This is a genomic window from Pseudaeromonas sp. HNCC25DJ180 (assembly GCF_055413345.1).
The window spans coordinates 167,386-189,603 of sequence record NZ_JBVAYF010000009.1 but is presented as its reverse complement, the minus strand read 5'-3'; the positions used below and the strand labels follow the sequence as shown (position 1 = coordinate 189,603).

The following is a 22,218-nucleotide window of genomic DNA, read 5'->3' as shown; positions in this document are numbered from 1 at the left end:
GGCAGGCTCAGCGCCAATCTGCGACGGCTTCTGTCGGAGGCAAGCTTAAAAGCAAACCCCACCCCGGCCCTCCCCTTGAAAAAAGGGGAGGGAGAACAGCGCAAGGTGTCTCTGTGTTGTAAATGGGATACATGGCTGTCCTTTGGTGATGCGTAATTCGTGGATCCATGCGTACGAATACGCTTCGCTATTCGTACCTACATTGGTAATTAACTGATTTTAAAGAATTTACCTTCCCCTTCGACAAGCTCAGGGTGAACGGAGTTATTGTGCTTACGTGACGAACATTGGCAGCCCGGAGGAGTCTTACTGCTGTGAACCATAAACTACCGCCAACAACGTCATTTCGTTGCTAACTAGGGGGGGATATGGCTACAAAACCGATTTGCGGTAAAACAGAATTTGCGGCGCCGGATCTCGAAACTCGCCGACGGTTATTGGAACACTTGGGGGGACCGGAACGGTTGGTACGGGAGCGTAAAACCATCACGGGCCTAAGTGGGACTCATTGGTGGCTTCTGGAGCAGCAATGTTTGGTTCCAGCACGACTGTGTCTGGGTTGTAAAGCCGTGGCCTGGAGGCTATCGGATCTGCTCTATTGGATAGAGAAATTGCAGGTGGCATGACGTATCGATGGTTTACGGGCGTCATCCGGGGTTGGTTTTTCGAACATGTAATCCTGTATCAAAGAGTACGCGGTTGTGTACGCGAGCGCCAAAAACCACAAAGGGTTACAACTCAATGAGCTGTAACCCTTTGTTTTATATGGTGCCGGTAATAGGAGTCGAACCTACGACCTTCGCATTACGAATGCGCTGCTCTACCAACTGAGCTATACCGGCGTGAGTGCTATTCTGCATCATCCGGGTGGGTGATCAAGGCTCTTTTTGCGATTCAGTTGATGCACATCACGTCAGTTGCGACGTTTGCCTAGATCTTAACCATTTGCCTGTTGAGCTTGGCGTGTTGTTTAGTCGAAGAAGTCGCTGATCTCTTTCTGATCGTAGCCGGCTAACTGTTGCCACGGCAGTTGCATGGGAAGCGCTGGCTTGAGCTGCACCGTCATATGGTACTGCTTGTAGCCGTCGCGGCTGTGGTGTTCAATTTCCAGGGCCAGTTTCAGACTATCGGACCAGCGGACGCGCATGATCTGATTATCCTTTTCCAATTGATACCAGACGCTGCCATGTTCGCCACTCTCGCCTGTGAGCGTAAATTGGGAGAGCAAGGCCGGGTCGAATAGTTGGCTTAATTGCGGCCAATTGGGCACAAAACCTGCCTGACCATATTCAATGGGCGGGTAATGCACCTGGTTACGGTGGTAGTGATCCACATAGGTCAGATCCAGCTCGCCATTGGGTTGTCTGGTGATCCAACGAGCGGCCATCTGGTACATGAAGTGCTTGTGGGGCGTCTTGGCGTTGTCATGGATCTGGTGGAAGGCGCGGGCGACTGGCAGGGGGATGAGGCGTTCACTCCATTGGGTGTCGCCTGTACGGATCCAGCGCTCCTTGTAGCTGTGCTGCTGGGTGATGCCATCCGGGCTGACCTCCAGGCTGACATGGGTGATCAGGGCATGAATGGGGGGGAGTTCATCTGCCGCAGAGAGATTGGAGCAGAGTAGAGCCAGGGCCAGCAGAAACAGTCGCATCATAGTGCTAAAAACCTCATTACAAAAAAAGGCAGGCCCGCAGGCCTGCCATTAAGGAGCGATTACAGACCCAGAGCGCTCTTGACCTTGGTAAACACGGCTGTGTTGTCCAGGGTGCCCTTGAACAGGGCGGCGTTGGCGCCGCTGGCAAACAGCATGACATCGCCGCCGCCATGGGTTTCGGAGCCCAGCTTGACGCCGGTTTCCTGCAGATAGTCGTCGCTCATGACCTGATCACTGGTCAGATCGGTACGGGTCTCCTTGCGGTTGGGACCGTTGCCGAAAGCCAGGGTAGTGATGGCGTTGCCGTTGATATCCCGCTTGATGGTCTTCTCCGGCCCCTCTTTGACTAGATCCAGTATGTTGTTGCCCTTGGCGGAGTAGCCGTTGAAGGTCATGGTGTGGTCGTGGTCGGCGGTGACGACTATCAGGGTGTTGCTCAAGTCCACCTTGGCCAGCGCCGTTTTGATGGCGTTATCAAAGGCTACGGCATCTTGCAGGGCGCGCTTGGCGTTGGTGCCGTGCAGGGCGTGGTCGATGCGACCCCCTTCCACCATCAGGAAGTAACCTTCGGGTTTGTTCTTGAGGATATCAATCGCCTTGCTGGTCATCTCGGCCAGAGAGGGCTGGGTGTTGGCGGCGTTCTTCTGCCGGTCCAGATCATAGTCCAGGTGATAATCCTTGGTGAACAGCCCAATCAGGCGGCTGTTGGCGGCCGGATCCACCGCAGCCAGTTCGGCCTTGGTGGTGACGCTGGCATAGCCCTGGGTTCTGAGCTCGGCGGGCAGATCGCGGGCATCGGCCCGACCGCGCTTGTTGGTGGTGGCATCAAAGGGGGTCCAGTAGTTGGCCCCGCCGCCCATCAGCACGTCTACACCATCCCCCAGTGCGCTGTTGAAGCCTTTGCCATGGGGAATGGCTTGTGCCGCTATGTCGTAGGCGGCATCGCGGTGGCAGATGTGGGAGTAGGTGGCGGCTGGCGTGGCGTGAGTCAGTTCGGTCGTGGTGATCGAGCCCACGGCCTTGCCCTGGGCCTTGGCCAGCTCCAGCAGGGTAGGCACGGCCTGGCCATTGTTACTGGCACAACCCGAGAGCCCCTTGTTGCCGTTAATATCCTTGAGTGGAGCCTCGGCAACCGTATCTGAGCTCATGGAGAGCACTTCATTGTTCATCTTCACGCCGGTCATGTACGCCGCCATGGAGGGGGCGGAATCTGTGGTCTGGGCATCGTGGGAGAAGGTCTTGATACGAGCGGCGTACTCCAGGGTTTCCATGGTCAGTAACCCCTCTTCCCCTACCTTGTAGATCTGGGCCGCGGTGACCGTGGTGGGGCCCATGCCATCACCCAGGAAGAAGATGACGTTCTTGGCTGGGGCGGCCAGTACAGCTGAAGAGGCGAGGGCGGCGGCGATGGCGCCACTCAACAGGATCGGTTTTAACATGATGAATGCTCCTTGAATTCTGACGGTTACAGACCAGCGGCTGTCTTGACCTTGTTGAATACGGCGGTGTTTTCCATGACGCCATGGAAACCATCCGCGCCCATGCCAAGGGCACCGAGGAAGACATGGGTGCCGCCATGGGTTTCACTACCCGGGGCGCCCACATTGAAGACGACTTCCTGGCGGTAATCATCACCACGGGTCATGGCATCATCGATGGCGGTGCGTGGCCCATCGACGCGGTTAGAGCCGTTGCCGAAGCCTATGATGGAGTAGGGCATGCTGTTGGCGTCGGTGGCGGGTTGGCCTATGCCACTACCTGAGTAGTTTTTCACCACGCCGAGGACACCCGCTTCACTAGAAGTGGTCTTACCGGTGCGCTTGGCATAGCCATTGAGCACCAGGGTATGGTCGTGGTCGGCGGTGACGACGATCAGGGTATTTTTCAGATCCGGATCCAGGATCTTCATCTTGTCGATGGCGGCCTTGATGGCATTGTCGAACGCGACGGTATCTTGCAGGGCGCGCTTGGCATTGGTGTCATGCAGAGCATGGTCGATACGTCCGCCCTCAACCATCAGGAAGAAGCCCTTCTCCTTCTTGCTCAGCACGTCGATGGCCTTGGTGGTCATTTCGGTGAGCGATGGCTCGGTGGGGGCCTTGCCATTGGCTCTGTCCAGATCGTAGGAGAGGTGGCTGTCGTTAAACAGACCGATCAGGCGCTTACTGCTGTCGGCTGCGGCCAACTCTTCCTTGCTGGCTGCGTAGCCGTACCCCTTGCTCTTGAGCTCGGCGACCAGATCGCGATTGTCACTGCGTCCACCCTTGAGGGTGGTGGCGGGCAGGAATTGCTTACGACCACCACCGAGTATCACATCGAGCCCATCGCCCAGGGCGCTGTTGAAGCCAGTGCCACCCGGTACCGCCTGTACGGCGATATCATTTTCCAGATCGCGGTTACAAATATGGGCGTAGGTGGCCGCAGGTGTGGCGTGGGTGACGCGGGTGGAGGTCACCACGCCGGTGCCCATGCCGCTCTTCTTGGCCAGCTCCAGCAGTGTGGTGACGGCCTTGCCCTTGCTGGCCGAGCAGTCGGCGAGCTGGGTGGCCTCACTGTCCATGGAGATGACCCCGTTATTGCTCTTCACCCCTGTCATATAGGCGGCCATGGAAGGGGCCGAGTCGGTAACCTGGGAGTCGTTAGAGTAGGTCTTGAGGAAGGCGGTTTCCGGCAGTGTGTCTATGGTCAGGTTGCCATCTTCGCCGACTGAGTAGATGCGTGAGGCGGTGAGCGTGGTGATCCCCATGCCATCGCCCAGGAAGAAGAGCACATGCTTGGCGGCAGTAGCGACCGGAGGCGCCGGTGGCGTGGTCGGGGTCGTCGGTGTGCTAGGCGTGGTGGGGGTGGTTGGGGTGGTTGGGGTGGCCGCGGTTGAACTGTTGTTATCGGAATTACAGGCGGCCAGTAATAACGAGGCGGTGATGAGGGCAGCTAGGGGTGCCAACTTTTCCATGGTGGGTTACTCCTTGGGTTGAAAGTGGCTTGAGGCTAGATGGTCGGGATGACATTTTGATGTAAGTTATATGATGCTTTATGTTCATTGGATATTTATTGATTTTACGTAACGCAACTAATTGTTTGTTATGTTACAACTCCGCTCTTGTTTGATGGGTTATGCATGAAAATGCATAATTTATGTAAAAGTACAGAGGAGAGAAGCATGTATAACTTTGAGTTTCGTAATCCAACCAAGGTGCTGTTTGGTGAAGGCCAGATAGCCCGGCTTGGTCAAGAAATTCCACAGGATGCGCGCATTCTTCTGACGTATGGCGGTGGCAGCGTCATCAAGTTCGGGGTGCTGGATGAGGTGAAGGCCGCTTTGCCGGGGCGTGCGTTGCTGGAGTTTGGCGGCATTGAGCCCAACCCCAGCTATGAGACCCTGATGCAGGCGGTGACGCTGGTAAAAAATCACAAGATCAACTACTTGTTGGCCGTCGGCGGCGGCTCGGTCATTGATGGCACCAAGTTTATTGCAGCAGCGGCCTGCTGGGTCGGAAGTGATCCGTGGGAGATACTGCTCAACGGTGGCGCGACTGTGCAGGCGGCTTTGCCTTTTGGCTGTGTGTTGACGCTGCCAGCCACCGGTTCGGAGATGAACGCCGGGGCGGTGATCAGCCGCAATGTGACTCGAGTCCCCTTGCCTGCGGCTAACGGTGCCAATGCCGGGGTTTCCCTCATCACCAAGAGCCAGCATGACAAGCTGGTCTTCATGAGCCCTCACGTTTACCCGCAATTTTCGGTGCTGGATCCGACCAAGAGTTACACTCTGCCACCCCGCCAAGTGGCCAATGGGGTAGTGGATGCCTTTGTCCATGTGATGGAGCAGTATCTCACCTTTGATGTGGGAGCCAAGGTGCAGGATCGCTTCGCCGAAGGCTTATTGCTGACCCTGATAGAAGAGGGGCCCAAGGCGTTACTCGAGCCAGAAAATTATCAGGTGCGCGCCAATCTGATGTGGGCGGCCACCATGGCGCTGAATGGCCTGATAGGGGCGGGTGTGCCGCAGGATTGGGCGACCCACATGCTGGGCCACGAGCTGACGGCACTCCATGGGCTGGATCATGCCCAGACCCTGGCTATTTTGTTGCCCTGCGTGCTGACGCATCAGCAGCAGAACAAGCGCGACAAGCTGTTGCAATATGCCACCCGCGTCTGGGGGCTGGTGCAAGGCAGTGAAGAGGAGCGTATTGAACAGGCGATCCTGAACACCCGCCACTTCTTTGAGTCCTTGGGGGTGGCGACGCATTTAGCCGATTATGGTATCGAGGCCTCGGCCATAGCTGCCCTGATTGCCAAACTGGAGCAGCATAACCGGGTCGGGCTGGGGGAGCGTCAGGCGATCAACCTGAGCGAGAGTCGGCAGATCCTGGTTGCGGCCCTTTAGCCTCTGGGCTCTATTTGTGCGTGGCCTCCGGTTGACTCTGCTGGCATCTGCTATGGTGTGATGAGACAAAGCGCAGATGTGAAGAGGGGGCGAAATGCATAAGTGGCAATGTGAGGTATGTGGTTTTATCTATGATGAGAGTTCCGGTCTCCCTGAGGATGGCATTGCACCGGGAACACCTTGGGAGCAGGTGCCTGACGATTGGCTCTGCCCTGAGTGTGAAGCCAGTAAGGAAGCCTTTAGCCTGGAGGAGTGATCACCGGCTTGTCGGCAAGGTTCTGGCTTCATGATCAATACAAGGCGCCTCGGCGCCTTTTTTGGCTCTGCTTATCGGGTAAACCAGCTCATTGCTGGGCGCCAGTTTGCTCCGGTCCGGAGTGTGCCGTGCGGTTGGTTAGCAGATGGGCAAATTGGCGCTCGGCGATCTGTTGCATTATGGTGCGCCACTGCTCTTCGGCCTTTTCTCCCGTCTTGCCAAACACACTGGCCATCAGCTGACGTTGGCTGTTGGAGAGTTCATCTTCCAGAGCTTGCCCCTTGGCGCTCAAAGAGAGGCGCTTGATGCGTCTATCCTGCTGATCTTGATTGGCCTGAATGAGGCCATTTTCTTGCAATACTCGTAGTGGCCCATTCAAGGCTTGCTTGCTCACCCCCAGAATGCGCAGTAGGGCGTTGACGCTGATGGCCGGATGACGGCCGACAAAGTAGAGGATGCGGTGATGCACCCGCTGCAGGCCATACTCGGCCAAAATGGCGTCAGGCCCGGCGGTAAAGGCGCGGAAGGCGAAGTGAAACAGCTCTAGCGCCTCATCAAGTTTATGCAGTTGGGCGCGGTTATTTTGGTCAATCATATTGACTTGAGTATATCCGGTGGCAAGATAGGTCAACTTAACTGACTTATTTACCGTGAACCGGCCCAAAAAGCAAATGCGCCGGTTGCGGTTCGCGATCCATTGACAGGAGGTCGGCATGTTCGCCCAGCGCATCCAGCACTTAACATCATCCATTATTCGGGAAATCTTGGCCGCGGCTCAACAGCCTGGGGTCATCTCGTTTGCCGGCGGTTTGCCAGCAGCCGGGAGCTTTCCCGAGCCGGATTGGAGTGCGTTGCCGAGCCGACTCAAGCAGTATGGTATGAGCGAAGGTGAGCCCGAGCTGCGTGAAGCCATTGCTCTGGAGGCCAGAGGCAAGGGCATCCGTTGTGATGCCAACCAGGTGTTGGTGCTCTCCGGCTCCCAGCAGGGGCTGGATCTGGCCGCCAAGCTCTTTATCGACCCAGAGAGCCATGTGCTGGTCGAGTCGCCAACTTATCTGGCGGCGCTGCAGAGTTTCCGCCTGTTCCAGGCCAAGTGTGATGGCGTGCCTCTCACCAGCCATGGTCTGGATATGGAGGCTTTTGAGGCGCAGATCCGCGATCACAAGCCGCGCTTTGCCTATCTCATCCCCAGCTTCCAGAATCCGTCCGGTACCTGTTATGACGTGGCGGCGCGCCAGGCCACCGCCGCTGTGCTGGATAGCTATGGTTTGCCCTTGGTGGAAGATGAGCCCTACTGTGAGCTGGATTATGACGGCGTTCCTAAGCCGCCCATCTGCTCTTTGCTGGAAAAGGCCCCCTGGATCTATCAGGGCAGCTTCTCCAAGGTGCTGATCCCCGGCTTGCGCGTCGGGTATTTAATTGCCCACCCCAGCCTGATGCCCCATCTGGTGCGCTTGAAGCAGGCCGCCGATCTGCATACTAATCGCCCGGGCCAGTGGTTGGCGCTGGAGTATATGCGTTCGGCGGATAAACCGGCGCGTCTGGAGCGGTTGCAGGCCTTTTACCGCGAACGTCGCGATGCCTTCGCCGCTGCCTTAGATAGTGAATTTGCTGATTTGGCCGACTGGGAGGTGCCCGCGGGCGGTCTCTTCTTCTGGTTGAAGTTGAAGCAGGTGCGGGATACCCGTCCTTTACTCAAACCCGCCCTGGCGGCTGGGGTCGCCTTTATGCCGGGCGAGGCCTTCTTCGCCGAGGATGAACCGCCCCATGGTTATCTGCGTCTGAACTTCAGCCATACCGAGCCTGAGTTGATGGTTGAAGGGTTACGTCGCCTGCGTCAGGTCTTCTTGGCCGAATAACGCGCTGGGGTTTCGAAAGCGAAAACGCCACCCAAACGGGTGGCGTTTTCGTTTTCGGCGTTTGCGCGCCAAACTCCTCAGCCCAAACGCAGGGTCTGCTCGGCCACCCGCTGACCGAAGGCGCGGGCCGTGGCCAGATCGCCGGGTAGCGGCCCCTCTTGCAGGCTGGCATCGGAGGGCGATTGGGCCATGGCCCCGGCGAAACTACCGAGCCAGTTGATGTCATTCCGTACCGCCGCCTTGCTGTTGGCGGGCAGCATACCGGTCCCGACCCATAGCATGCCGTGTTGCATGGCCAGGGTGAATTGATAGTGCAGGGTGGAGAGCTTGTCTCCATTGATGCTGGCCGAGTTGGTAAAGCCGGCCGCTAGCTTGTCCTTCCAGAGTTGGCCAAACCAGGGACGAGAGCTGGCGTCGGCAAACTTTTTGAACTGCCAGGAGGGGCCGCCCATATAAGTAGGCGCGCCAAAGATGATGCAGTCGGCTGCCGCCAATTGCTCAAAGCCCTCTTCCGGTAGCTCACCATTGCTATCGATGGCGAGCAGGGCGGCATCTATGCCCGCCACTTGGCTTGCACCAGCCATTACGGCTTCGGCCTGTTTCTGGGTATGGCCATAGCCACTATGGTAGACCACGACTAATTTTCGCATCTTGGCTCCTTAGATAAACACAACTTAAGTAACGTCGGTTATTCAGCACTCGCTGGGGTTATAGCCCGCCTCTAACAGGCGTGAGGCCAGCTCGTTGCGACTGAGCTCACTGTCGATCTCCACCTTATACTGCTCCAGATCTATGACAACCCGGGCATTGGGGTCAGCGTGGCGTATGGTCTCTGTGATGGCACTGCTGCAGGATTCACAGATCAGATCATCAATAATAAAGGTATGCATGGTTCACCTCGCACTGGCTTTGGCTCAGGATCAAGTGTGAGCCAGATCGTGAAAAAATTCCTGTTGGCCACGTTTTTACACTGTGGGCGCATCATCATTACAGGTGGCGAGCACTGTGGCGCTGAAGCCTACTTGCTGTAGCAGCATCTGGATCTGCTCCTCCTGTAGCGGCGACGCTATCGCCAGCTGATGTTGGGCCAGATCGATCTCGATCTTGGCATCCGGTGCCGCCGTTTGCAGGGTGGCGCGTATGGTGGCGACGCAGTGGCCGCAGCTCATCTCGGGGATAATAAAGTATTGCATGGGAGCCTCCTGGGCTTCTCCACTTTGCGCCTTACCACAGGGGAAAGGTCAATAGCCCTATAGCCATTAATTGGCAACCGCGAGCCGGTTGCCTGGCTGAGGTAAAACAATCGGCTTGACCTTACCCTCATGGTAAGGTCGATGCTGGCCTTATCTCGATATGTAAGGAGCCCTGCTATGACCCCAACGACCCCTGCGGCTGCAACCGCCGCGCCCTCTGCCGCGGCTGCCACACAGCGTTCTTGGCAATTGGATATTCAAGGCATGAGCTGTGGCGCGTGTGCCAGCCGTTTGGAGCGCCAGCTGGCCAAGGTGCCAGGCGTGCAGCAGGTTGCGGTCAATTTCGCCACGGCGCGGGCCAGCCTGGAAGCCAGCCCCGAAGTGACGCCCCAGGCGCTGCAGCAGGTGGTGACTCAGGCGGGCTTTCATCTGCGGTTGCAGGAGTTTGAGCTGGTCATAGGGGGCATGAGTTGTGCCTCGTGTGTTCGTCGCCTGGAGCTGGGGTTAGCCACCCTGCCTGGGGTGGTGTCGGTCAACGTCAATCTGGCTACGACTCGAGCCCGGATCCAGGGTTTGCTGCCGCTGGAGCGGGAGTCGATTAACCAAAAGGTGGCGCAACTGGGGTTTAAGGCCAGTTGGCCAGATGACATTAGGCTTCAGCTTCCAACGGCCAAGTGGCCGGATTGGTTGCCCATTGCCCTGAGCGCCTTGTTGACCCTGCCGCTGATCCTGCCCATGGTGGGGCTGTTGTGGGGGTCACATCTGGCCCTGCCTGCACTCTGGCAGTGGCTGCTGGCCACACCGGTACAGTTTGTGTTGGGCGCGCGTTTCTACCGTGCCGGTTGGGCGGCCCTGCGTCAGGGCAGTGGCAACATGGATTTGCTCGTGGCCTTGGGCACCACGGCGGCGTATGGGCTCTCCTGCTGGCTCTGGTTGCTCTCCTTGCGCGATTACTATCTGCATCAGCATAGCGGTGTCCCGCATCTCTACTTTGAAGCCTCGGCGGCTGTGATCACCTTGGTGCTGCTGGGTAAATGGCTGGAGGAGCGGGCCAAGCGCCAGACCAGTTCGGCGATCCGGGCATTGCAGGCGCTGCGCCCCGATTCAGTCTGTATCCTGGAGGGAAGTGCTGAGCGGATCGTCCCCCTGGCGGCCGTACAAGTGGGGGATAGAGTGCGGGTGCGAGCCGGCGAGCGCATTGCCGTGGATGGGGTGGTGGTGAGTGGATGTAGCCAGGTGGATGAATCCCTGCTCACCGGCGAAAGTTTGCCTCAGGATAAACAGGTCGGTGATAGGGTGACAGGTGGCGCCATTAATGGTGATGGTATGTTGGAGCTGGAGACCCTGCGCATTGGCGCCGAGACCACGCTGGCGCGCATTATTCGGCTGGTGGAGGAGGCTCAGGCCCAGAAAGCACCGGTGCAACGGTTGGTGGATAGGGTCAGTGCCCTCTTCGTGCCTGTCGTGCTGCTGGTGGCCCTGTTGACGCTGCTGGGGTGGGGGCTTGCCAGTGACGATTGGCCCCAAGCCCTGCTCAATGCGGTGGCTGTGTTGGTGATCGCCTGCCCCTGTGCCTTGGGATTGGCCACGCCAACCGCCATCATGGTCGGTACGGGTAGCGCGGCGCGGGCGGGGATCCTCATCAAGGATGCCCTGGCTCTGGAGCTGGCTCACCGCATCGAGTTGGTGGTGTTTGACAAGACGGGGACCCTGACCCTGGGGCAGCCCGAGCTGCAGCAACTGGTGGCTGCGGTGGCCACGACTGCTGAGGGGGAATATTTGCAACTGGCGGCCTCGCTGCAGCAGGGGAGTGAACATCCACTGGGTCAGGCTCTGCGCCGGGCGGCGACCTTGGCGGGTTTGGCGCTGCTACCGCTCGGCAGTAGCCAGGTGCTGGCGGGTCGGGGGATCCGGGCCCAGATAGCCGGAGTCGAGTATCTCCTGGGTAACCAGAGCTTGCTGGCCGAGCGGGGCATGGCTCTGCCTGCCGGGTTGCTAGCACAGGTGCGCATCGCCGAGCAACAGGGCCAGAGCCTCTCCTTTTTGTGCCGTGAGAGTGAGGGTGAGTGCCTACTGCTGGCCTGGATGGGCTTTGCCGATGTGGAAAAGCCGGGGGCGGCGGAGGCCATAGCCCAACTGCAACACAGCGGCATTCAGGTCGCCATGTTGACGGGCGACAATCTGGGGAGCGCCACTCGCCTGGCTGAGCGGCTGGGGATCAGCCGTTTCCAGGCCAATGTGTTGCCGGGTGACAAGGCGCAAGCCCTGGCGCTGTGGCGGAACGAGGCTAAGGTCATCGCCATGGTGGGGGATGGCATCAATGATGCCCCTGCGCTGGCGGCGGCCGATATCGGTATGGCCATGGCGACCGGGACGGATGTGGCCATGCAAACCGCCGGCATCACCCTGATGCGTGGGGATCCGCGTCTGGTAGCGGCGGCCATCGACATCTCCCGGCGCACCTATGCCAAGATCCGCCAGAATCTGTTCTGGGCCTTCATCTATAATCTCATCGGCATCCCGTTGGCGGCGGCCGGTCAGCTCAATCCGGTATTGGCGGGTGCAGCCATGGCGCTGAGTTCGGTGAGTGTGGTCAGCAATGCCTTGCTGTTGCGCCGCTGGCAACCGAGGGGCAACAGCGATTCGGGAAACGGGCCGTTGGGCCAGGATAAGTCAGCTCGGGAGACGCAATGATGAAGAGCGAGGCGGCGCAATGAATATTGGTGAGTTGGCTAAACGCACGGGCGTGAGCGCCAAGATGATCCGTCACTACGAAGCTCTCGGACTCCTGCCCGAGCCGGTGCGCAGTGAGGCGGGTTATCGTAAGTATGGCGAAGAGCGCATCCGGGAACTGGTGTTTATCCGCCAGTCCCGGGAGTTGGGCTTCTCGCTCAAACAGATTGAGCTGTTGCTGGGGTTGTGGCGGGATCCGACCCGGGCCAGTGGCGATGTGAAGCGGCTGGCTCAGGAGCAGATGCAGGAACTGGAGCAGAAGATCCTGCATCTGCAAGCTATGCGTCAGAGCCTGGCCGAGTTGGTTAACCAGTGTCAGGGTAATGAGCAGCCGGATTGCCCAATCTTGCGGCAATTGGCAATGGAAGAGGATGACAAGGCAGAAAAAAACTGCTGTCATGGGGCTCATAAGTAACAGGCTGTTACCCCCCGAACAACTCATTCTCAGGAGTCAGTGATGAAACTCTACTACACGCCGGGAGCCTGCTCTCTGGCCTCACACATAGTGCTATGTGAATGTGGATTACCCTACACGCTGGAGCTAGTGGATCTACGCAATAAGACCATTGCCGATGGTCGTGATTTTCGGGTTATTAATCCGTTAGGTTATGTGCCAGCACTGGAATTGAATAATGGCGAGATCCTGACCGAAGGCTCGGCCATTCTCTATTACTTAGCCGATCTGGCTCCCGCTACTCAGCTGGTGCCGCCGGCAGGCGAAGTGGCGCGCTATCGTCTGTTGGCTTGGTTGAATTTTATCGGCAGTGAACTGCACAAGAACTTCTCGCCCCTGTTCGGTAAAACGACTCCCGAGGAGTACAAGAGCCAAGTGATTGAACGATTGGCTAGCCGCTTTGCCCATGTGGATGGCGTCTTGGCCTATACCCCCTATCTGGCGGGCGATCACTTCAGTATTGCCGATGCCTACCTCTTTGTGGTGAGCAACTGGGCGAAACCGACAGGCTTTGATCTGAGCCCCTATCCCCACCTGCTGGCGTTCCGCGACCGGGTATTGGCCCGGCCATCGGTGCAGCAGGCGATGGGCGAAGAAGGGTTGTTGTAACGTCAACCGTGCCTTTATTCGTTGTCAGCGACCCGGCCTTGAGTGCCGGGTTTTTTATCGGTTGCGCCTAGGTCTGGGGTGGCTCGTTCTGGCTGGCGACCTGTCATATCTCCCACCTGATGGCTCGGGAAATTGTTTCTCAAATGAGACATCATGTCGCGATGTGAGTCGCCATGTTGGCAAATAGAGGCAGGATGCCATGACAGAAGAGATGAATACGAGCTCTGGACGGAAATTGCTGCTGCATCGTCAGCGGCTGGTATGGTTTACGCTACTCAATGTGAGCACCCTACTCATAGGGTGCTATCTGGCGTTTACCCATGGCAATGGCACCTTGGCTGTGTTGTTGTTGATGACGCCCTTGATCGGTACTTTGAGTTGGTTGGCCAACTGGGCTTCAGGGGATCCTAAGGTGCTGGCGCGTCGTTATGAGCCAGCCGTAGTGGCCATGCTAAAAAATGCCGCCTCATCCAAGCACAGTGGTTGGAGTTGGCTTAATGACGGGTTGTTGTGGGGGGCGGCACTGCTGGTTCTGCTGCTGCTATTGATCAATGGCTAGTCAGGTTACGTCTGGCTGCCGAGCGAGGGAGATAACGAACGATGGGAAAAGAGGTCGTGGTGATATTGGGTCATCCAGATGCGGACAGCTACTGCGCAGCCTTGGCTCAGGCTTATGTCGCGGCGGCAACTGAGGCGGGGAACCGGGTCGGTTTTTATGCTCTGGGTGATATGGTGTTCGATCCCATATTGCGCCAAGGGTATAAGCAGGTGCAGCCGTTGGAGCCGGATCTGTTGGCGCTGCAACATGCCATCAGCCAGGCAGAGCATCTGGTGTTTGTCTATCCCACCTGGTGGGGCACCATGCCTGCTTTGCTCAAAGGCATGTTTGATCGCCTATTTGTGCCAGGTTTTGCCTTCAAGTACCGCAAGCCTGACTCCGTCTTATGGGATAAGTTGCTCAAAGGACGCAGTGCCCAGGCGATTGTGACCATGGATACCCCAGGTTGGTATTATCGTTTTGTTTACAAGCTGGCTGGACACCATATTCTCAAGCGCTGCATTCTGGAGTTTTGTGGCATCCGGCCTGTGGCCATTCATGCCCTAGGTCCAGTGAAGAGCAGCTCTCCCCAGCAGCGACAAGCCTGGCTGGCAGAGGTGCAGCATTTGGCTTCGACTATTTGAGTAGGCTCAAAACACGGCTATCTCCCATAACAAGAAACCCGGCCTGATGCCGGGTTTCTGCTTTATTGTGGTGCTACCAAGCCAACTCCATCAAACAACGGGTGGTGGTGGCAGCGGTGTGCCTATGGCACCCGCGCCTGCGGCCCCAGCCAGCAAGCCAGCCGAGACGGGGAGTTTGAGCTCGTCACCACTGCCCATGTTTTTGACATAGACATCCACCTGATTGAAGGCGATCTCGATGCCATGTTCACGGAACAGCTTGTCGATGCGACGGTTGATCTCGTCGATGGCCGGGTTGCGATCCCCCAGCTCCTTCACATACAGACGCATCTCGTGATCCAGGGTGCTGGCACCGAAGTTCAGGAAGTAGACCACAGGTTCCGGATCCTTCATCACCCGGCTGTTTTCCTTTGTCGCCTGCAGCAACAGCTCTCGGGTCTTGTCCAAGTCTGAGCCATAGGCGACACCAATGCGCAAGATGACGCGCGTGGTGGTATCGGAGAGTGACCAGTTGGTCAGCTGGGTGGTGATGAACATCTTGTTGGGAACAATGATCTCCTTGCGGTCAAAGTCGGTGACCGTGGTGGCACGGATGCGGATCTTGCTGACCGAGCCCGAGAAGCCACCTAGTGTGATCACATCGCCGATCCGCACCGGACGCTCAAACAGGATGATGAGGCCGGAGACAAAGTTGGCAAAGATCTCCTGCAGACCAAAACCTATCCCCAGCGAGAGGGCGGCGACTAACCACTGCAGTTTCTCCCAGGCCATCCCCAGAGTGGAGAGGGAGAGCAGCACACCTAAGGTGGTGATGGTGTAGGAGAGCATGGTGGTCACAGTGTAGTTGGCACCTTGACCCAGTTGCAGGCGCGATAGCACCAGCACCTCCAGCAGACCGGGAAGGTTCTTGGTCAGTATCCAGGCTATGACGGCAAAGAGGGTGGCCAGCAGGAAGTCGCGCAGACTGACAGGCTGCAATACTTCGCTGCCTGCTACACCCGAGGTGGTGTGCCACAAGGCTATGCTGTCCAGATAGGAGATGACGGCCACCAAATCAGACCAGAGCCAGTAGAAGCCGCCAGCCAGCAGGACAAATAACACCACCTTGGTCAGACGCAGGGATTGCTCGTTGATATCCTCCAGATCCATCGGCTTCTCTTCGATAAGCTCGGTGGCATCGATATCCTCCTGTTGCTTGAGCTGCTCACGACGGGCGACGGCACGACGGTGGGCCAGGCGGCGGGCGGCAACTGACAAACCGCGAATGGCTGTCTGCTGGATAATGCTCCAGGCCATGAAGAGATAGAAGGTATCGATGAAACGGTTGGTCAGCTTGAGCGCCGTGTAGTAGTAACCCAGCACCACCAATACGATCAGGGCTATGGGGGCCAGTGTCAGGGCGGCAGCACTGAACCATTGCAGCAGATCATTTTGTTCGCCCATGTGGGAGCGGGAGCGGAATAGGGGATAGACCAAAAACAGGGTGATCCCCAGCATGGTCAGGGTGACGATCTGGCCAATCACATCATCGGCCAGACGGGAGGGATCCAGCTCACCCAGCGTCGCTACGACGATCAGGGGGATGAGGGCGCGCCACACATATTTGAGCGCCCGGTACTTGCGTGCCGTTTCGCTCGGCGTCTGGTGGAAGTGGCTCTCGGCCATGCCACCCGGTCTGAGTATCTTCAGCAACATGGCAAAAGCCATATAGGCGGCGGAGAGGCGCAGGGAGAGGAACCAGATCACCTTGGGTTCACTCAAGCCGCTGAAGAGGAACAAGAAGCACATCGCCATGATGAGCAGGGCACCCGGCAGCACTTCCAGACCGGTAAAGAGCAGGGCCTTGGGAGTATGCAGATGGGAGTCGCGATTGAGCTTGCCGATATCCTTGCTAAGCGCCTTGACCTTGTCACGCAGGCTCTGGCGTTTCCAGCGCAGCACAACCCCTATGATGACCATGGGGATCACCAGGATCAGCAGTGGCAGGGTCTTGCGGCTCCACTGATCCAGATGAAGGTTGATGCTAGCCGCTTCCAGTTGGTTCATTACCGCCGAGGGAATGCCCTTGAACCAGGCCCAATCCAACGGCTTGTTGCTGCTGACCCAGAACATCTGCTGCTGCAGTGTGGTTTGCAGTGTCTGGTTAACGCGCTGCAGCTGTTGCTGGTTCAGTTTGATGTTGATGCTGAGGTTGAGTTGGGTGCCCTGCTGTTTGTTGAGCTGATCTAGCAGCTCTTTGCGGCTATCCAGCAGTTCATTCAAATCGTCACGCAGGGTTTTCTGGCTGACCTTGTCGCTGGTATTGCTGTTGGCCAGTAGCTTGTCCAGGTACTGCTCGCGCTGGAAGAGTTGATCCCGCTGCTGGTTGATATCGAACTGGGACAGCCGCAGATCGGCAATCTGTTCATCCAGGTTCAGGGTGATCTTGGGGTCCGGCAGCATCTGCCGCTCTTGATAGAGGATACGCGAGAGCAGCAGGCTGCCCCTGAGCATGTTGATCTGCTCGTTCAGGTTGCGCTCAGTCTGGGTGACTCGCTCCAGCCACCCCTTGATCTTGATATTCTCCTGCCCAAGGTCGTTGATCTTCTGGGTTGTTTCGATCAGTTCTTGGCTCAGTTGCTGATTGATCTTGCTCTCTTTCTCCAGAACGGGATCCCGTTTGGCGGCCTCCTCTTGACTGGTGGCATCGGCAGCAGTCTGGGTGGTGTTGTTCAGGCGCTTGGCGTTGATCTTGTCCTGATATAGCTGGATACGACGCTCCAGCTGTTGGATCTGCACACTGGCCAGATTCTGACGCTTGAGCGCCAGATCCTGCATATTGGTGTTGTTATCCAGATCCTTTTGCTGCTGATCCAGTTGCAGGGTCAGCAGATGCAGCTCGGTGATCAGTAACTGGCGCTGGCTGGTCTTGAGCTCATGTTTGCCAGCGGCGCTGCCGAGCAGGGTACGGATATCCTGGGTCCGGTTGTAGGCCTGGCTCATGCTGATCTGGGCCCGCTCTGGCAGGGTCTGCAGTGTGGTCAGTTCACTGCTGGCATCGGCCAGTTCGGCCTGCAGTTGTTGCTGGCTCTGCATCTCCTGGGTGAGCCGCTTCTCCAGTTGGGGAAGGGTCATGGCATCGAGCTGTTTGCTGAGCTTCTCCTCATCCTGAGGCTTCTTGAGCTTTTCCAGCTCGCTGTTGTATTGCTGCAGCTTGCCAGGAGCGGCATCCAGCGTCTTTTGTTGTGCCTTGGCCTTCTCCTGCTCCTTGTCGATGTTATCGAGCAGCGCCAGGGTCTTATCCAGATCATCGCGCTTGGCTTGATCCGCCGCCGTCGGGCTATCGGCCTTGCTGAGTCGATCCAGTTGGCTTTGTACTGTACTGCGCACCGGCAGATCGGGCAGGGATTGGGTCGTTGCCGTGGCCGTCGTGGTGCAAAGCAGCCAGAGGGACAGAAGGAGTCCGAGGTGGACAAATCCTGAACGTCGTAAAACGAGAGGGGGAAATAGTTGGGTCATGGGAGTTCTGCCAATCCATTTTTCTGAGAAACAACGAGGGGCTGCTGCAGGCGGCAATACCAACGGCCGCGGCGGCGTGATCGGCGGTCATTCTAGCATCGGAATTGGCGCAGGGATAAAAAAATGACGGCTCCGTAGAGCCGTCATTGAGATTCTAGAGGGTCGGCGTGAGCCGACACTCGTTGAAATTACAGTACGTGTACAGAAGAGGTGTTGGTGGTGCCGCTCGGAACCAGGGCGCCAGAAACCATAACCACTGTGTCACCCTTGACGGCCAGACCTGACTTCAGTGCCAGTTCCTTGCCCAGGTGGTAGAAGTCATCGGTAGAGGCGATCTTGTCAACCACAACCGGAACCACACCCTTGGTCAGCAGCAGCTGTTGGGCGGTCTTGGTGTTGGTGGTCAGCGCCAGGATGAAGGCAGTCGGGAAGTACTTACGGATAGCCTTGGCAGACTTACCACCTTCGGTTGCTACCACGATCAGCGGGGCATCCAGCTTCTCGGTGGTTTCAACAGCACCCTTACAAACGGCTTCAGTGATGCGCAGCTTGCCGTTGTCGTTGGCGATGTCCAGGTTGGAAGGCATAACGCCATCGGTACGCTGGCAGATGGTGGCCATGATGGTCACAGCTTCCAGTGGGTACTTACCCTTGGCGGATTCGCCAGAGAGCATGACTGCATCGGTACCATCCAGAACGGCGTTGGCTACGTCACCGGCTTCGGCGCGAGTCGGACGCGGGTTCTTGATCATGGAGTCCAGCATCTGGGTAGCAGTGATAACAACCTTGCGAGCCTTGTTACACTTCTCGATCATCATCTTCTGAGCGAAGATAACTTCTTCAACCGGGATTTCAACGCCCAAGTCGCCACGAGCAACCATGATGCCGTCAGAGACTTCGAGGATTTCGTCGAAGTTGTCCAGGCCTTCTTGGTTTTCGATCTTGGAGATGATCTGGATGGCTTGACCGCCGTGAGCGTTCAGGTGCTCACGCATGGAGATCACGTCTTCCTTCTTACGGATGAAGGAGGCAGCAACGAAGTCAACGCCTTGCTCGCAACCGAATACCAGGTCAGCCTTGTCTTTTTCGGCCAGTGCTGGCAGGGAGGTCTTGACGTTAGGCAGGTTAACGCCCTTGTTCTCGCCCAGCGCGCCGTTGTTCAGCACCTTACAGATAACTTCGGTAGCAGTGACAGAGGTCACTTCCAGACCGATCAGACCATCGTCAACCAGCACAATGTTGCCAGCCTTCAGGTCGGCAGCGAAACCTGGGTAGGTTACAGCCACGCGATCCTTGTTACCCACGACAGTTTTGTCGGTGGTGAAAGTGAAGGTTTGACCGGCAACCAGATCCACATCGTTACCACCTTCCAGCTTGATGGTACGGATTTCTGGGCCCTTGGTGTCCAGCAGAATGGCGCACTGCTTGCCAGTCTCTGCACACACTTCACGCACGTTCTTGATGCGGTTGCCGTGTTCAACATAGTCGCCGTGAGAGAAGTTGAGGCGCATAACGTTCATGCCAGCGCTCAGCATCTTGTTCAGCATTTCTTTAGATTCGGTCTTCGGACCGATTGTGCACACGATCTTGGTCTTTTTCATCGAACTAGCTCTCCGAGAGTCATATCCAAAATTTCCCGCCAGCATTCTACATGCTATTGCGGAAAAGTGGTGAGGCTGGAAAAGCGTTTCACAATGTAATATCTGCATTTTTATTGCGCTGGCGCAGGGTTAGCTCGTAATTAACCAGTTTTCACTCAGCCTCTGCGGCCGCCAAAACGACATTTTGGAGGAGCACACGACCTTCCAATCCCCTCTTCTCCTAAAAAAACTGAGCTAGAAATAGGTTGCCTAGAGAGTTGGCGGTTGCATATGAGCACCTCACGGCTCGGCTCAATGCAATAGAGCTGTGTTCCATATTAAAGAGGGGAATTCGAGATTAAAGAGGGGAATTCGAGGCGTGGGAATTTAAGCGAGAGAGGTCAAGGTTGCAGTGGGTAGATCTGTTGTCACCCGGCTCTGTGCGTTTTGTCACATTGTCGGATTGCTGCAAATAGGCTGTTGGGTGCGAATACTCTTAACGCATTGTATTGTAATGTTTTTTTTTGATTTCAATGTGGCGGCGTAATCCTTGCACAGACAGTTTGTAGCTAGTCAGCCCCTCTATCAGCGCAAGGAAAGCCAGTATGAGTACTTCATCTTCCCGTACCGCCAGTTGCGGTAGCAGTTGCAGCCCACGCCCCAGTGCCGGGGTTGGTGGTCTCTCCCGCTCTGTGGCTGACAAGGTAGCTCATCACCCTTGTTATTCGCCGACCGCCCATCATAGGTATGCGCGTATGCATCTGGCTGTGGCGCCGGCCTGCAACGTGCAGTGCAATTACTGTAATCGAAAATATGATTGTGCCAATGAGTCACGGCCGGGGGTGGTCTCCGAGCTGCTTAAGCCAGAGGCGGCCATTCGCAAGGCGCGTGCTGTGGCGGCGGCGATCCCGCAACTCTCGGTGATCGGTATTGCCGGCCCTGGTGATCCTCTCGCCAACCCCTCGCGTACCTTCGACACCTTGGAAGGATTGCGGATTGCGCTGCCCGACGTGAAGCTCTGTGTCTCGACCAATGGTTTGGCCTTGCCTCAGGCGGTGGATCATCTGGTGGAGTTGGGGGTGGATCATGTAACCATCACCATGAATGCCATTGATGCTCATGTCTCGGCGGGTATTTATGATTGGATTTACCTGGATGGTCAGCGCCTGAGTGGCAAGGAGGGCGCTCAGGCTCTCATCGACCGCCAGCTCGAAGGGATGCAAAAACTGGTGGAGCGCGGAGTGCTGGTGAAGGTCAACTCAGTGCTGATCCCTGGCATCAACGATGTGCATCTGCCCGAGGTGAGCGAAGCCATTCGCAACATGGGGGCTTTCTTGCACAACATAATGCCGCTCATCTCCAAGCCCGAGCATGGCACCTATTTTGGCCTGAATGGTCAACGGGAGCCGCTGCCGTATGAGGTGGATCAAGTTCGTGAGCTGTGTGGCGGCTCTATGCCACAGATGAGTCACTGCCAGCAATGCCGCGCCGATGCGGTGGGCATGCTGGGTGAGGATCGTAGCCAAGAGTTCAATCTGGATCAGTTACCTGCCGAGCAGGAGCCCTATGAAGAGGTGATGCAGCGCCGTACCCGCATTCAGGCCGCTCTCTCCACCCAAGGTGCCTCGGAAGATGAGGATGCCTGTCTGGTGGCGGTGGCCAGCAAGGAGGGTGAAGTGATCGACTTGCACTTTGGTCATGCCCAGCGCTTCCAGATCTATGCTGTCTCCAGCGAGGGCGCCGTCATGGTGGGTGAGCGTCATGTGCCTCTTTACTGTAAAGGCAGCAGCGAGTGTGACGAGCCCGAGCAGGAGGATACCTTGAGTCGGGTGTTGACCCTGCTGGGGGATGTGGATGCGGTGTTCTGTGCCCGTTTGGGCATGGCACCCTGGAAGGAGCTGGAGAGCCAAGGGGTTCAACCCGTGGTGGAGTATGCTTGGCAGCCGGTCCGTGAGGCCTTGCAGAGCTGGTGGCAACAGCGTCCTGCTACCCCGAGCCAAGGCAAGCGAGTGGGTGTGGCCTGATGAGTTGTCAGATCACCACGCTGTGCGTGGGTTGTTATAACTGTTTGGAGATCTGCCCTCGCTCTGCCATCACAGAGGAGGGGGGACAGTTCCAGATCCGGAGCAAACGCTGTAATGAGTGCCGGGAGAATAAGGCCGGTCCTCGCTGCCAGCAGATCTGTCCGGTACCGGGCGCCATCTGTGTGTTGGCCAGATAAGTCGGCGTGAGTGAGGTGTCTTCTATGATTCATGCTTATCAGCCGGCGCCTCTGGCATCGGTGGCCCAGGATCAAAGCGCCTGGGGCGGTGAACGCTGGGTTGGTCATCTGTTGTTACTGTTTAATCAGGGGCGCTGTCTGTTGCCCTGCCATATGGGGCTCGGTGAGTGGCGTTATCTGCTACTGTGCCGGGACTATGGCTGTGACCCCTGTGTGGGGGATGTGGTGCGGCAACGGCAGGCCCTGCTCTCTGAGCTGGCCGCCCCTCGCGCCCAGGAACAAGAGCAGTTGCAGATCTGGCTCCAGCAGTTTGTCGTGCCCGAGGCCAGCCTGATGGCGGAGCTGATTGCCACGGCCTGCTTGGGGTTTAGTCACCTGTGGCAAGATTTGGGGCTGGATTCGCGCCAGGAGTTGAAAGCACTGATGCAAGCCTGTTTTCCTGAACTGGTGGCGCGAAATGTTAACAACATGCGTTGGAAGAAGTTCTTCTACCGTGAACAGTGTCAGGAGGAGGGGGGGCTGGTCTGTCGCTCCCCTAGTTGCGATATCTGCCCCTCCTATGATCTCTGTTTTGTGACGGAGACACATTAAAGCT

The 22,218-nt window shown here is 57.3% G+C and carries 21 protein-coding genes and 1 tRNA gene; 12 read left to right on the top strand and 10 right to left on the bottom strand.

The features are described from left to right. The first annotated feature begins 368 nt into the window (after positions 1 to 368). The gene (locus ACZYTD_RS10345; RefSeq protein WP_463891807.1) at positions 369 to 626 is read left to right on the top strand and encodes a helix-turn-helix transcriptional regulator; all 258 of its coding nucleotides are present in this window, start codon (positions 369 to 371) and stop codon (positions 624 to 626) included. 140 nt (positions 627 to 766) lie between these two features. Here the strand turns inward: ACZYTD_RS10345 and ACZYTD_RS10340 are convergent. From ACZYTD_RS10340 to ACZYTD_RS10325, 4 genes are all read right to left on the bottom strand, one after another. Beyond that, a tRNA-Thr gene (locus tag ACZYTD_RS10340) sits at positions 767 to 842 on the bottom strand. A 128-nt stretch (positions 843 to 970) separates the two neighbouring features. Next, a complete protein-coding gene (locus tag ACZYTD_RS10335; protein WP_463891805.1) occupies positions 971 to 1,654 on the bottom strand; it encodes a hypothetical protein in 684 nt (227 codons plus the stop codon). Positions 1,655 to 1,713: 59 nt separating this feature from the next. After that, entirely contained in the window at positions 1,714 to 3,093 is a 1,380-nt protein-coding gene (locus tag ACZYTD_RS10330; protein ID WP_463891804.1) for an alkaline phosphatase, read from the bottom strand. Positions 3,094 to 3,119: 26 nt separating this feature from the next. Then, entirely contained in the window at positions 3,120 to 4,607 is a 1,488-nt protein-coding gene (locus tag ACZYTD_RS10325) for an alkaline phosphatase (protein WP_463891803.1), read from the bottom strand. Between the two features lie 207 nt (positions 4,608 to 4,814). On the opposite strand from ACZYTD_RS10325, the gene ACZYTD_RS10320 reads away from it, so the two are divergent. Continuing rightward, a complete protein-coding gene (locus ACZYTD_RS10320; RefSeq protein WP_463891801.1) occupies positions 4,815 to 6,038 on the top strand; it encodes an iron-containing alcohol dehydrogenase in 1,224 nt (407 codons plus the stop codon). Between the two features lie 94 nt (positions 6,039 to 6,132). Next, positions 6,133 to 6,294 carry a rubredoxin gene (locus ACZYTD_RS10315; protein ID WP_463891798.1) on the top strand — a complete coding sequence of 54 codons (162 nt, stop codon included), beginning with the start codon at positions 6,133 to 6,135 and terminating at the stop codon, positions 6,292 to 6,294. Positions 6,295 to 6,382: 88 nt separating this feature from the next. On the opposite strand, the gene ACZYTD_RS10310 is transcribed toward ACZYTD_RS10315, so the two are convergent. Beyond that, positions 6,383 to 6,889: a MarR family winged helix-turn-helix transcriptional regulator gene (locus ACZYTD_RS10310; RefSeq protein ID WP_463891796.1), complete on the bottom strand. Its 507-nt coding sequence runs from the start codon at positions 6,887 to 6,889 to the stop codon at positions 6,383 to 6,385. A gap of 118 nt (positions 6,890 to 7,007) precedes the next feature. Here ACZYTD_RS10310 and ACZYTD_RS10305 point away from each other — a divergent pair, with 118 nt between their 5' ends. Beyond that, positions 7,008 to 8,153, top strand: coding sequence for an aminotransferase-like domain-containing protein (locus ACZYTD_RS10305; RefSeq protein WP_463891794.1), 1,146 nt, complete (start codon positions 7,008 to 7,010; stop codon positions 8,151 to 8,153). 77 nt (positions 8,154 to 8,230) lie between these two features. Here the strand turns inward: ACZYTD_RS10305 and ACZYTD_RS10300 are convergent, their stop codons facing one another. The 3 genes from ACZYTD_RS10300 to ACZYTD_RS10290 form a co-directional block, all read right to left on the bottom strand. Then, entirely contained in the window at positions 8,231 to 8,803 is a 573-nt protein-coding gene (locus ACZYTD_RS10300; protein WP_463891793.1) for a flavodoxin family protein, read from the bottom strand. A gap of 42 nt (positions 8,804 to 8,845) precedes the next feature. Then, positions 8,846 to 9,043, bottom strand: coding sequence for a heavy-metal-associated domain-containing protein (locus ACZYTD_RS10295; RefSeq protein ID WP_463891792.1), 198 nt, complete (start codon positions 9,041 to 9,043; stop codon positions 8,846 to 8,848). A gap of 75 nt (positions 9,044 to 9,118) precedes the next feature. Further along, the gene (locus tag ACZYTD_RS10290; RefSeq protein WP_463891791.1) at positions 9,119 to 9,346 is read right to left on the bottom strand and encodes a heavy-metal-associated domain-containing protein; all 228 of its coding nucleotides are present in this window, start codon (positions 9,344 to 9,346) and stop codon (positions 9,119 to 9,121) included. A gap of 177 nt (positions 9,347 to 9,523) precedes the next feature. Between ACZYTD_RS10290 and ACZYTD_RS10285 the strand changes: the two genes are divergently transcribed. The 5 genes from ACZYTD_RS10285 to ACZYTD_RS10265 all read left to right on the top strand — a co-directional run bounded on the left by ACZYTD_RS10285 (position 9,524) and on the right by ACZYTD_RS10265 (position 14,324). After that, entirely contained in the window at positions 9,524 to 12,040 is a 2,517-nt protein-coding gene (locus ACZYTD_RS10285; protein ID WP_463891789.1) for a heavy metal translocating P-type ATPase, read from the top strand. A 19-nt stretch (positions 12,041 to 12,059) separates the two neighbouring features. After that, on the top strand, positions 12,060 to 12,494 hold the full coding sequence (gene cueR / locus ACZYTD_RS10280) for a Cu(I)-responsive transcriptional regulator (protein WP_463891787.1): 435 nt from the start codon (positions 12,060 to 12,062) through the stop codon (positions 12,492 to 12,494). A gap of 42 nt (positions 12,495 to 12,536) precedes the next feature. After that, positions 12,537 to 13,142, top strand: coding sequence for a glutathione transferase GstA (gstA, locus tag ACZYTD_RS10275; RefSeq protein ID WP_463891786.1), 606 nt, complete (start codon positions 12,537 to 12,539; stop codon positions 13,140 to 13,142). Between the two features lie 211 nt (positions 13,143 to 13,353). Beyond that, complete coding sequence (locus tag ACZYTD_RS10270; RefSeq protein WP_463891784.1) at positions 13,354 to 13,701, top strand: hypothetical protein; 348 nt, start codon at positions 13,354 to 13,356, stop codon at positions 13,699 to 13,701. 41 nt (positions 13,702 to 13,742) lie between these two features. Further along, positions 13,743 to 14,324, top strand: a complete 582-nt coding sequence (locus tag ACZYTD_RS10265; protein ID WP_463891782.1) for an NAD(P)H-dependent oxidoreductase — start codon at positions 13,743 to 13,745, stop codon at positions 14,322 to 14,324. Between the two features lie 90 nt (positions 14,325 to 14,414). Here ACZYTD_RS10265 and mscK read toward each other — a convergent pair whose 3' ends face one another. After that, positions 14,415 to 17,822 (bottom strand): mechanosensitive channel MscK, encoded by a 3,408-nt coding sequence (gene mscK / locus ACZYTD_RS10260; RefSeq protein ID WP_463891780.1) that lies wholly within the window; start codon positions 17,820 to 17,822, stop codon positions 14,415 to 14,417. A gap of 188 nt (positions 17,823 to 18,010) precedes the next feature. Then, complete coding sequence (gene pykF / locus ACZYTD_RS10255; RefSeq protein WP_463891779.1) at positions 18,011 to 19,423, bottom strand: pyruvate kinase PykF; 1,413 nt, start codon at positions 19,421 to 19,423, stop codon at positions 18,011 to 18,013. Between the two features lie 584 nt (positions 19,424 to 20,007). On the opposite strand from pykF, the gene nifB reads away from it, so the two are divergent. From nifB to ACZYTD_RS10240, 3 genes are read left to right on the top strand one after another with little or no spacing between them, the layout of a single operon-like run. Then, complete coding sequence (gene nifB, locus ACZYTD_RS10250) at positions 20,008 to 21,426, top strand: nitrogenase cofactor biosynthesis protein NifB (protein ID WP_463891777.1); 1,419 nt, start codon at positions 20,008 to 20,010, stop codon at positions 21,424 to 21,426. Continuing rightward, positions 21,426 to 21,623 (top strand): 4Fe-4S binding protein, encoded by a 198-nt coding sequence (locus ACZYTD_RS10245; RefSeq protein WP_463891775.1) that lies wholly within the window; start codon positions 21,426 to 21,428, stop codon positions 21,621 to 21,623. Before nifB ends, ACZYTD_RS10245 begins: the two co-directional genes overlap by 1 nt. Positions 21,624 to 21,647: 24 nt before the next feature. Beyond that, the gene (locus ACZYTD_RS10240) at positions 21,648 to 22,214 is read left to right on the top strand and encodes a nitrogen fixation protein NifQ (RefSeq protein ID WP_463891773.1); all 567 of its coding nucleotides are present in this window, start codon (positions 21,648 to 21,650) and stop codon (positions 22,212 to 22,214) included. Positions 22,215 to 22,218: the final 4 nt, after the last annotated feature.

Coding starts and splice junctions, on each gene's coding strand:
- ACZYTD_RS10335 (WP_463891805.1), bottom strand. CDS start 1,654: ATGATGCGACTGTTTCTGCTGGCCCTGGCTCTACTCTGCTCCAATCTC.
- ACZYTD_RS10305 (WP_463891794.1), top strand. CDS start 7,008: ATGTTCGCCCAGCGCATCCAGCACTTAACATCATCCATTATTCGGGAA.
- ACZYTD_RS10270 (WP_463891784.1), top strand. CDS start 13,354: ATGAATACGAGCTCTGGACGGAAATTGCTGCTGCATCGTCAGCGGCTG.
- ACZYTD_RS10295 (WP_463891792.1), bottom strand. CDS start 9,043: ATGCATACCTTTATTATTGATGATCTGATCTGTGAATCCTGCAGCAGT.
- ACZYTD_RS10320 (WP_463891801.1), top strand. CDS start 4,815: ATGTATAACTTTGAGTTTCGTAATCCAACCAAGGTGCTGTTTGGTGAA.
- ACZYTD_RS10345 (WP_463891807.1), top strand. CDS start 369: ATGGCTACAAAACCGATTTGCGGTAAAACAGAATTTGCGGCGCCGGAT.
- gstA (WP_463891786.1), top strand. CDS start 12,537: ATGAAACTCTACTACACGCCGGGAGCCTGCTCTCTGGCCTCACACATA.
- ACZYTD_RS10330 (WP_463891804.1), bottom strand. CDS start 3,093: ATGTTAAAACCGATCCTGTTGAGTGGCGCCATCGCCGCCGCCCTCGCC.
- nifB (WP_463891777.1), top strand. CDS start 20,008: ATGAGTACTTCATCTTCCCGTACCGCCAGTTGCGGTAGCAGTTGCAGC.
- mscK (WP_463891780.1), bottom strand. CDS start 17,822: ATGACCCAACTATTTCCCCCTCTCGTTTTACGACGTTCAGGATTTGTC.
- ACZYTD_RS10290 (WP_463891791.1), bottom strand. CDS start 9,346: ATGCAATACTTTATTATCCCCGAGATGAGCTGCGGCCACTGCGTCGCC.
- ACZYTD_RS10285 (WP_463891789.1), top strand. CDS start 9,524: ATGACCCCAACGACCCCTGCGGCTGCAACCGCCGCGCCCTCTGCCGCG.
- cueR (WP_463891787.1), top strand. CDS start 12,060: ATGAATATTGGTGAGTTGGCTAAACGCACGGGCGTGAGCGCCAAGATG.
- ACZYTD_RS10265 (WP_463891782.1), top strand. CDS start 13,743: ATGGGAAAAGAGGTCGTGGTGATATTGGGTCATCCAGATGCGGACAGC.
- ACZYTD_RS10315 (WP_463891798.1), top strand. CDS start 6,133: ATGCATAAGTGGCAATGTGAGGTATGTGGTTTTATCTATGATGAGAGT.
- ACZYTD_RS10300 (WP_463891793.1), bottom strand. CDS start 8,803: ATGCGAAAATTAGTCGTGGTCTACCATAGTGGCTATGGCCATACCCAG.
- ACZYTD_RS10245 (WP_463891775.1), top strand. CDS start 21,426: ATGAGTTGTCAGATCACCACGCTGTGCGTGGGTTGTTATAACTGTTTG.
- ACZYTD_RS10310 (WP_463891796.1), bottom strand. CDS start 6,889: ATGATTGACCAAAATAACCGCGCCCAACTGCATAAACTTGATGAGGCG.
- pykF (WP_463891779.1), bottom strand. CDS start 19,423: ATGAAAAAGACCAAGATCGTGTGCACAATCGGTCCGAAGACCGAATCT.
- ACZYTD_RS10325 (WP_463891803.1), bottom strand. CDS start 4,607: ATGGAAAAGTTGGCACCCCTAGCTGCCCTCATCACCGCCTCGTTATTA.
- ACZYTD_RS10240 (WP_463891773.1), top strand. CDS start 21,648: ATGATTCATGCTTATCAGCCGGCGCCTCTGGCATCGGTGGCCCAGGAT.